The organism is Neolewinella lacunae, assembly GCF_014349155.1.
GTDB lineage: Bacteria > Bacteroidota > Bacteroidia > Chitinophagales > Saprospiraceae > Neolewinella > Neolewinella lacunae.
The window spans coordinates 188,601-198,778 of sequence record NZ_JACSIT010000091.1; the positions used below are offsets into that span (position 1 = coordinate 188,601).

The window sequence follows — 10,178 nt, forward strand, 5'->3', positions numbered from 1 at the left end:
CGAGGCCTTACCGGCGTTGCCAAATACCCAACGCTTTTTTACCGATCCACTAGTTTACCGATACCATGAAAAAGATTATTCTGCTCTTCCTGGCCTGCATTTTCCTGGCTGCCGTCTCGGCGCAGGGTCTCTACACCGTCCGCGTAGGCGTATTCCGCGACGTGAAGGTGGCCGACTTTGCCCAGCTCAAGGGGCTCGGCTTCGTTTACGGCACCACGGCGGCGGACCAGACGGTGGAAGTCTTCGTCGGGCAGTACGCCGACCAGAACAAGGCAACCGCCGTGGCCGCCGACCTCACCACGAAGGGATTCCGCAATGCCCAGGCGTTCACCCTGCCCACCGCCACCGGGCAACCCGTTACCGTTATTCAAATCGCACTCTACGCGGGCAACCGGCCCATTGACTGGGCCACCCTGGAAAAGGCCGGGCAACTCTACGTCGAATCCGTCGATGGGGTTTCTAAGATTATGACGGGCATCTATCCCGACGCAACGACTGCGGCCAACTTCTTGCCCGCCATCCGGGAATTGGGCTACCAGGACGCCTTCATCAAACAGATCAACAACGTCCGCCTCATCCCCATCACCCCCTTCGAAACGGGCATCAAAAAGCCACTGATTCCCATTTCCCTTCAGGAAGCCCCCAGCACCCTTCCCCCCCCCGAGAATACCCAACGGACGGGCGGTGCGCCCCAAACTTACGGGAATGATCCGGACGCAGTTAAGTCCCCGGCTCCTCCCCCCTTCGGGGGGTCGGGGGGGACAACTTCCCCTGCACCTGCGACCGCGCCCACTACCCTCCCCGCCACCGCAGCGGCCGCGGGACTGCCCGAAATCGACGGTAAAACCAAGCGCCACAGCGCCGCCGAACTGCAAAGAGTGCTCAAAGAAAAAGGATTCTACGAAGGGGCCATCGATGGATTCTACGGCCCCGGCACCGCCGCTGCCTACGACCGGGCCTGGGCCGCCATGCCCGAAGTGCGCAAATACCGCCTGCTCTCCACCCTGGCCGAACCCGCCCGCGACGCCGTCAGCCAATGGCCCGAAGTGGCCGTCCTCCTGGCCGTTTCCACCGACTTAGCCGCCGGCACCGGAAACGCCGAACGCGCCAGGCAACTGCTCGAACAGCGGACCGCCATTTTCAGCCCCAACGGGCCCCTTAGCCCCGCCATGGCCACCCGCGTGAAAACCTGGGCCGCCACCATCTGGGCCAACCTCGACGAATGGGCCACCGAAGACCCCCTCCACACCCAGGTTTTTTCCGCTTTCCGCGTCAGTTACCACCAGGCGCAAGTCCGCCTTGAAGACCGCTACATGGACCAGGGGATGAGCGCCATTGACGCCCGCGATATGGCCACAGCCATGCTGCAAAACCTGATCGGCGCCCAGCTGGATCGCTTCCTGTAGCTAACGCAAAAACGCGGATGGTGCTGCGAAAAAGTAAGCCTGGTTGCTGCTAAAAACAGCAGCATTTACTCTTCCTCCATCGCCACTTGCTGCCCGTCGTAGGCCTCCCGCTGGCTGATGATGAGCTGGTAGAGCAAGTCTTTCAACTCCGTGATGCCTTCGCCCGTCACTGCCGAGATGTAGCGGTGGGGTAGATCGGTGGGGATCTCGTGCTGGCGCATCCGTTTGAGTTCCTCGTCGACCAAATCGGCGCGGGTCAGGGCCAGCACGCGGGGTTTATCGAGGAGCTCGGGGTTGTACTGTTCCAGTTCGTTGAGCAGGATGCGGTACTGCTTTTTGATGTCGTCGGCATCCGCCGAAATGCAAAACAGGAGGGTGGCGTTGCGCTCAATGTGCCGTAAAAAACGGTGGCCGAGGCCTTTGCCTTCGTGGGCTCCTTCGATGATGCCGGGAATATCGGCCATCACGAACGAGCGCCCGTCGCGGTACTGTACCATGCCCAGGTTGGGGACCAGGGTCGTAAATTCATAGTCGGCAATCTCCGGTTTCGCGGCCGAGACAACGGAGAGGAGGGTGGATTTCCCCACGTTGGGCAGGCCGACCAGACCAACGTCGGCCAGGACCTTCAACTCCAGGATTTTCCAGGCTTCGATGCCTTCCTCGCCCGGCTGGGCGTAGCGGGGCGTGCGGTTGGTGGAGGATTTGAAGTGGGTATTGCCCAGTCCGCCCCGCCCGCCAGGCAGCAGGATGCGCTCTTCGTCGTGGCGGGTGATTTCAAATTCCACTTCCCCCGTTTCGGGGTCACGGACGATGGTGCCCAGCGGCACTTCCAGGATTTCGTCTTTGCCTTCGGCGCCGAAGCGATTGTTTTCGCTGCCGTTCTGGCCGTGTTCTGCTTTGGTATGCTTGCGGTATTTGAAGCCCAGCAGCGTCCAGAGGTTGCGGTTGCCTTTGAGGATGATGTGACCGCCTCGGCCGCCGTCGCCGCCGTCGGGGCCGCCGTGGGTAATCCCCTTGGCCCGGTAAAAATGCGCCGACCCCGCACCGCCGTTGCCGGAGCGGAGATAGATTTTTACGTAGTCGACAAAATTACCGTTCGCCATTATTCATTCGTTTATCGGTTCCAGGGTACGCTTTCGCCGGGGCGAACAAAGCAGCACTCCTCTCCGCAGGCGCTAAATGCTGTCTCCGATGATCCGATTGATGTCATCGGCCACCGCTTCACGGGATTGCATGCCGTTGATACGGTGGGCCAGGCCGAGTTGTTCGTAGTACGCGTAGACGGGCGCGGTATAGTTGAGGAAGTTTTCGAAGCGCATCCGGATGGTGGGTTCGTCGAGGTCATCGGCCCGGCCGCTGGTGGCTCCCCGGGCAAGGATGCGTTCAACGACCACGTCCTGGTCTACGTCCAGCAGGATGAGGGCATCGATCTGGGTATCGAGTTGCTCCATGAGTTCGTTGAGAGCGGCCGCCTGGGGGTCCGTCCGCGGGAAGCCATCAAAGATGATGCCCCGCACGCCGGGGTTGTCTTCCACACGCTTGCGCAGCATGGCTATCGTTACTTCGTCGGGCACCAGGTCCCCCCGGTTCATGTAGGCACGGGCCTCCAGGCCCAGAGGCGTTTCGTTCTTCAGTTCGTCGCGAAACATGTCTCCGGTACTGATGTGCAAAAAGCCGTAGCGTTCAACGAGTTTCTCCGCCTGGGTGCCTTTTCCGGAGCCGGGAGGGCCAAAAAGAATCAGATTATACATATACGATTGCTGGATCAGTGGCAAAGATACGCCACGCAGGCCAAGGAAGGGGCGTGATAGTGCTTTCTCTAAGCGAAGCCCCGGATTTCCCTGTATTGGCGAGCGCAACGGAGCATGAAGGCAGGTAAGGGGGCGCGGCCGCAGGTGCCGGGGAAAGTTCGGAGGAGCAGGGCTCCTAAAACGAGGCCCGCCTCCTCCTGCAAGGGGGAAGCGGGCCTGTTCATGCTGCCTCCGGAGCGCGGGAAAAGACGTTCCGGGGCGGGTCGTTTACAAAACCTTACTCGATCACTACCATCCGTTTGGTGGCAACCCATTTACCAGCCTGCACCGTGTAGGTGTAGACGCCGGAGGCACCTCCCAACTCGCGCTTGCTGATGCGGACGCTGTTGTAGCCCACGAAGCCCTCCTGGCGGTATTCCCTGACCAGGCGGCCAGCGGCGTCGGTGATGGCAATCGTTACTTCAGCGTGGGCCTCGGGCAGCTCAAAACCAATGGTCGTCTCCTTGCTCACCGGGTTAGGCAAGTTTTGCAACAGGCGGTACCCGGCTACCTGGATGATCTCCTCGTTGAAGATCAGGCTGAGGTTGCGCAGGCTCGTGCCACCAGCGTTGTAGGCTTCGGCTTCGGTGAAGCGGCTGCCCGTGGCAATGGCGTTGCTGAGTTTGCCGCTGGCCTGGGCGCGAACGACCAGGGTGAAGAGCACTTCTTTGCCCGTCCAGTTAATTGGCCGCTCCACGCCTTCCCAGTTCCAGGAGGTCGTAATCAGTCCCTGGCTGGCGAAGCGCCAACCGAAGTTGCCCGCTTGTACCAGCCCCGGCTCAATGCCTTCGATGCTTACTGCCGTGCGGTCGAACTCCAGGGTAAACTGGTAACCATCCACTTCAGTCAGGTCGGGTGCCGTAACCGGAATACGGTAGGTCTCGCCCTGGATCAGTTGGGTTTCGTCCATTTCCAGCTCCAGGTCGCCGCGCAGGTTACGGGGTGCGGTAGGCATGAAGGCGTTGGCAATGGCCGTGCCGTTTACGTCACCGAGCTTGACGCCGACGAAGTCAGCACCCGGAATGTTATTGGCCAGGTTGTTGAAGTTCATCACCTGCGGGAAGGTCTCGGCCCAGGGGTTGCTCAGGTCGGCGAAGTTGTAGTCTGCCGGGATGAACGCCCAGCTGGGCATGTCGTTCGGGTAAGCATCGCTCAGGCCGAGGATCAGGCGGCGGATGTTGATGATGTCACCGACGTTGATTTCGGTATTACCGTCTACGTCCGCAGCAATGTGCTTGTAGGGGCTGTCCAGCTCGGCGATGCCGAGGATGTGGCGGGAGATGGCCACGATGTCGGAGGTCCGTACACCGTTGAGGTAGTCGGTGTAGTTGCTCGGAGTTACCGTGTAGTCTACGCCAACGGGGAGGCCCGTGAAGGAGAAGACCCCGTCGTTACCCGTGGTCATGGTCCGCTGCAGGTTGTCACCTCCTTCCACGTTGACGACTACGTTTTCAACGGCCTGCATGGATTCGGTCATGATCACACCGGCCAGGCTGGCGCCTTCGACCTCGCAAAGTCCTTCCTGGAAGGCCTGAACTTGTACGACGACGGAGCAGTAGTCACCGTTTCCGTTGTTGTCGATGGCGTAGACGCGGACGGGTAGGTCACCCAGGTCGTCGCAGTCGAGGTCGATACCAAGACGTCCGGCGGCGGGGTTAAAGCCGCCTGCGCCTGCTTCCGTTTCGGTGTAGATGCTGTACTGATCGATTACGTTACCGAAGCAATCTTCCACGTCGCTGGCGATGAAGTCAGACGCCCAGATGGCGGCCATTCCTCCACCTTGTCCGTCGGGTATCAAGGTAGCCGTCAGGGTTTGGATACAGATGGGGGTTGGGGCCTTATCGGGCGTGACGCAGAATTCGAGAATCTCGATATCGCTGTTGCCACAGCCGTCGTTGGCGCGGATGCGGATGGCGTGCTCGCCTACCGGTACGTTGGTCGCAACGATGGTGTAGTTGCCAGCCGTGTCACTCGTCAGGGTGATGCTAACGCCGAGGGCGGCAGCATTGTCCGGGATAAATCCGTTGCCCACTAAGTAGTTGGCATCCAGTTCAAGACCGACGGTAATATCCGAGCATTCGTCCGTTGCAGTGAAGGTCAGGGTTACGGTCGCTTCGCAATCTTCGCCGGCACCGCCGATGCATTCGTCGGGGCTTTGGGCCACGATGACTGGGGCGACTTCGTCGTAGATCTTGATGTACTGTACGTAGCGGAAAGCACCGCGGCTGTTGTCAGCGGCGTAGACATCGCTATCGATGTTGTCATTGCCATTGTCATCGTCGGAACCGTCCATGTCATTGCCATCGTCCAGGGTCTGGTCGAATTGTGGCGCATTGGGGTTGTAGTTCCGATCGGTGAAGCGGCTCAGGAAGGCAAAGTCGTCGGCGGTATTGTCCGTATTGCGGGGAATGACGTGCAGGTAAAGCAGTTGCGTCTCCGGGTTACGGATGCCGTCGCCGTCCCGCGGGATCAGGTAAGGCTGACCGAGGGTGTTGTACTCACACCAGTTGACGACGTCGTAGGTGACACGCAACTTGAAGCACTCTTCACCAGCCTCCAGGGTACGGAGGGTGTCTACGCTTACCGTGGTGGTAATGAGATCACAAGCCAGCTCATCAGCGGCAATTGATCCGTAGGATGGGATTTCAGCACAAGTGCCGCTCTCGTCGGTCGGGAAAGTGATCGTGTAGTCGTGGATACCGAATACGTTGATGGTCTGGGTGCAGGGGATCGTATTGGTCAGCCCCTGGCCATCCGTAACCGTGAAGACCCGGGTGAAGCTGCCGACACCACAGCTGTTGAGCGAACCGCTGATGGTTTCGGTGAGGGTAGCCTCGCAGTTGTCCACTCCTGCGGCAGCACCGAAGATGGCATTGCGCGCTTCTACCGTGGTTTCAGTAATGTCAGCGGGCAGGGCAGCGCGGTACTCGATGCAGCTCATCGTAAGAGAGGCAGGCGGAATACAGCTTGGGGCAAGCTTATCTTCCACGAGTACATCGAGCCAGCAGTAGTTGACGTTGCCCGCCGCGTCCGTTACCCGCAGGCCTACCCGAACGGTGCCGAGGTCAGCACAGGTGAGGATGATTTCCTGGGAGTAAGCCTCCATCGCTAGGTTGGCGGCGTCTACACGGGCAATGGCCAGGGTTACTTCGGAGCAATCGTCGGTAGAGCCGTGGTCGATCATGTCCGGTGTCAAGCGAACGATGCCCGTGCTTTCAATACCGCCTTCGGAGCCGGAGGTGAGGCTGACGTTCAGTCCATCTTCACAAACGGCTACTGGCGCGGTACGGTCTTCGATGAGAATGTCGATGTCCGTGAAGTCGGAGTTACCACAGACGTCCACGTAAGTGTAGCGGAGTACGTGCTGGCCTACCGGAATGGCGCTGGTCAGTTCGGCGTCGCCGTCGTTGAGATCAACGACGAAGGTGCCGATTGGCGTTGCCGTGAGGTCACCGTTGGGGTAAATCACTGCGCTGAGCGCGATGCTCGCTGAGCAGTTGTCTACCAAACGGATGCCCGGGTCATCGAGACGGAAGATGGCGGTGCACTCGTTTCCGGAGTTGGTGGAGAACACCAGTGGCCCGTTGTCCGCAATACCGTCAAAGTCGTTGTCCTGCGTTTGGGCCGTGAAGACCGGAGCCTCGAAGTCACCCACTTTGATGACCTGGCTGTAGGTGATGGATTCACCACCAGGCTCACACCAGTCGAAGATCCGGAAGGTCCGGACAAACTTGAAGGTGTTTTCACAGGTGATAACGCGTTCGCTGTCCTCGAAGCTTGCGGCAATAGTACAGTAGCTGCCGTTGCCGGGGATGGGGAAATTGCCGTAAGCGGTAGTTACGAAAGCCTCACCACCCAGAGAGGGTACGGGGTTGCCGTTGGGCAGTGCTTCGTAAGCGATTCCACAGCTGATCTCCACCACTTCTTCGGTGGGGATGGTCACATCGGCCAGCGTAGGCGGACGTACGGTGATCTCCTGCGTGCAAGTAGCGCGATTGCCACTGCCATCGGTTACCGTGAAGGTGCGAATGATCGTGCGAACTTCACACTGCGGGTCATCAACGGGTTGCAGGAAGTCGTAGAACTGAACCACCAGATCATTGGTAGCGGTACAGTTGTCTGCCACTTCCGGAATACCGGTGATGTTCAGTACTGCGGGGATGTTATCCGGGCTGTAGGTTACCGCAGTAGTTTGCAGGATCCTGTCCAGATCAGTACAGATAAAGTCTACGTCACCAAAGCTGTCCGTATCATCAGGGCAAACAATGGTTGGGCGCTGCTTATCCTCTACCAGAATCTGTCCCCAGCAAGAGTTGTCACACTGCGCATCGAAGAGGCTAACGATGAGGGTTTGCCCGATGTGCTCGCTGGAAACGGTGTTGCCGATGATTACGCCGGAGAGCGTCGAAATTTCCACCGTCAGTGAGCTGGCACAATTGATCTCTCCCTGCAAAATCTGCGAGGGCGTAATCGTGGCTTCACAATCTTCCCCGAGGGAAATATTGGTAAAGCCATTACAGGTCAGGTTCTGAATGTCAATGACGTCAATCGTAATGCGCGCGGTACGCTCCGGACAACCATTGATCGCCGGGATGGTGTAAACGATTTTGTAGTCGAGGCTACGGTCGAGCGTACCAGGGATCACCACATTTTCGGGGTCGCTGATGTCGACGGCAACCCGGTCACCATTGTCGTCAATGAAGAAGTATTCTGCGTCTTCGGAGAAGATGCCACCGATGTTCGGGCGGCCACCGAGTGCGTCAAACAAGTTGATCACTACAACGGCTTCGTCACAGCCTAAGCAGACTTCAATGGTTGCACTGCGGCCTGGATCCTGGTAGCATTCTACCGTTACGATGGCAATATCGTGGTCATCCTGGTCGCCGTCGGTATTAATGATGTCGTTATCCACAACATCACCGTCGTTGTCCGGATTGTCATCGGGGGTAGAGTCGATATCGTCAACCGGGTCGCCGTTTTCGTCAGTGGCGGATACGATCTCAGCAGCGTTGGTCAACACCTGCCCGGGTTCTACGCCATCAGGATTTACATCGTCTGGTCCAACCTCACCCAGTACGTAGTCTGGGAAGGTAGGTTCTGCTACGGTAAGTACGATTTGAATGGTCACGTTTTGGCCGGGCAGCAAGCCACCGTCGGGCAGTTCGCCATCCATAACCGTCAGCGTTGTCGATGCCGTTCCATCGGCGTTGTCCGCCCAATCTGGGTTGAGACCAGCGTCGAACAAGAAGCCAGCGGGAATGAAGTCAATCAGCTCGATGTTGTCCGCAGGAATTGCACCTTGGTTGAACACCGTAATATCGAAGGTCACTTCCTGTCCGGGAACTACTACGTTCAACTGACCAGGGGCAAGGGTTTTAACCAAGGCCAGGTCGAATGCACCTACGTTGATGGTAGCAGGGTCACTGTTGTCCTCGTCTTCCCCGGATGTTCCGTCGCCCTCAATTTCATTGTCCTGGAAGAATGGATCGTTAGTGGGATCCTCATCCATTGGCGAGTCAATGTCCGTCTGAGGCACACCATCGGGATCGGTAGCCGCACTAATTTCGGCGAGGTTGGTCAGCGTCATGAAGACCTCCATGGCGGGGTTAATCACCAGGGCGATATCAATCGAGACCGTAGCCCCGGGAGCGAGTGTCTCCTCACCGTTGAAGTCAGTCAGCGTGGTTTGTACCAAGAGGCTGTCGATACCGACGGTTCCATTTTCCATCCAACCACCTGCGGCATTTACAGGAATGGTGGGATCAAACATGAAGCCGTTGACGTCCGCATCCACGTAATCGGAGATCAGGATGTTGTCGGCCGGGATAGCACCTTGGTTGAATACCGTAATCGTGAAGAATACCGTGTCCCCTGGACGTGCGCTCGAAGCTTGACCATCGGCAAGTGTTTTCACCAAGGCGAGGTCGAAGAAGGCGGTAGTAACAGTTGCAATGTCGTGCTGGTCAGCATCTTCACCCGCCGTTCCGTCTCCGCCAATCTCGTTGTCCTGAAGCAGTACATCGTCGTTGTCTTCGTTGTAGTCAGAATCGATGTCGAGCTCAGAGAAGTCGTTACCAAACTCATCATTGGAAGCAGAAACCTCGGCGAAGTTGTCAATTGCCGTATTCGGTGCAACGGGGTTGTTCACCGTCAAGAAAATGCTTACCGTTACGGTTGCGGCAGGGGCGAGACCACCAGCGGGTAGATCTCCAGCGGCTACGGACAAGTAGCGCTGTACCAGACCACCAGTTTGTGCCCATCCAGCGCCAGCGTCGTTGCCAGCAATACTTGCATCGAAGGTCATCAAGCTGGGCAGATAGTCCGTAATGAGGATACTATCAGCATTGAAAACGCCCTGGTTGAACACCGTGATGGTGAACTCCACGGTATCCCCGGGCTGAATGATCGAAGACTGGCCAGGAGCCAATTCCTTAATCAGCGCCAGGTCAAACCCAAATGGTACGAAACCAAAGTCAATGGTCATGTTGCCATCCGTGTCTTCGGCATCATCTTGGTCATCACCTGGATAAGTACCCGTTTCCACAGGGTTATCACCGGCAATCAGGTCGAATGGTGCGGAGCTGACACTTCCGTTTGGCCCTTCTTCTCCGTTTTGTACTGCTTCGTTGCCAGCATCGTCGCTAGACACCGCAGAAGGTCCATCGGTATTGGCTGGTCCATTCGGGATCACTACCGTGTAAGTGCCGTCGGGCAGGTTGTCAAAGAAGTAGATACCGTCCTCGTCCGTGGTCGTTTCACCAACCAAAGTCTCGGGCGTACCGTCACCGTCCAGGTCCGCGAACAGCTGTACGGTAGTCCCAGGGATTCCCTGCTCCGTTCCCTCTTGGATGCCGTTGTTGTTTACATCGTAGAAGACCGAGGAGCCCACGCTGTTGACCGGCACGAAGCCGAAGTCAATCGTCATGTTGCCGTTCTCATCAGACTGCGGATCGGTATCGTCCTGCGCACCGCCGGGGAAGCT

Annotated in this window: 4 protein-coding genes; 1 reads left to right on the plus strand and 3 read right to left on the minus strand. The window is 58.1% G+C overall.

The annotated features are described in order from the left end of the window. Positions 1-65: 65 nt before the first annotated feature. Positions 66-1,406 carry an SPOR domain-containing protein gene (locus H9S92_RS08655; protein ID WP_187466311.1) on the plus strand — a complete coding sequence of 447 codons (1,341 nt, stop codon included), beginning with the start codon at positions 66-68 and terminating at the stop codon, positions 1,404-1,406. A 65-nt stretch (positions 1,407-1,471) separates the two neighbouring features. On the opposite strand, the gene obgE is transcribed toward H9S92_RS08655, so the two are convergent. From obgE to H9S92_RS08670, 3 genes are all read right to left on the minus strand, one after another. Continuing rightward, positions 1,472-2,509, minus strand: coding sequence for a GTPase ObgE (obgE, locus tag H9S92_RS08660; RefSeq protein ID WP_187466312.1), 1,038 nt, complete (start codon positions 2,507-2,509; stop codon positions 1,472-1,474). A 72-nt stretch (positions 2,510-2,581) separates the two neighbouring features. Beyond that, entirely contained in the window at positions 2,582-3,157 is a 576-nt protein-coding gene (locus H9S92_RS08665; protein ID WP_187466313.1) for an adenylate kinase, read from the minus strand. A gap of 277 nt (positions 3,158-3,434) precedes the next feature. After that, positions 3,435-10,121: an SdrD B-like domain-containing protein gene (locus H9S92_RS08670; RefSeq protein ID WP_222936030.1), complete on the minus strand. Its 6,687-nt coding sequence runs from the start codon at positions 10,119-10,121 to the stop codon at positions 3,435-3,437. Positions 10,122-10,178: the final 57 nt, after the last annotated feature.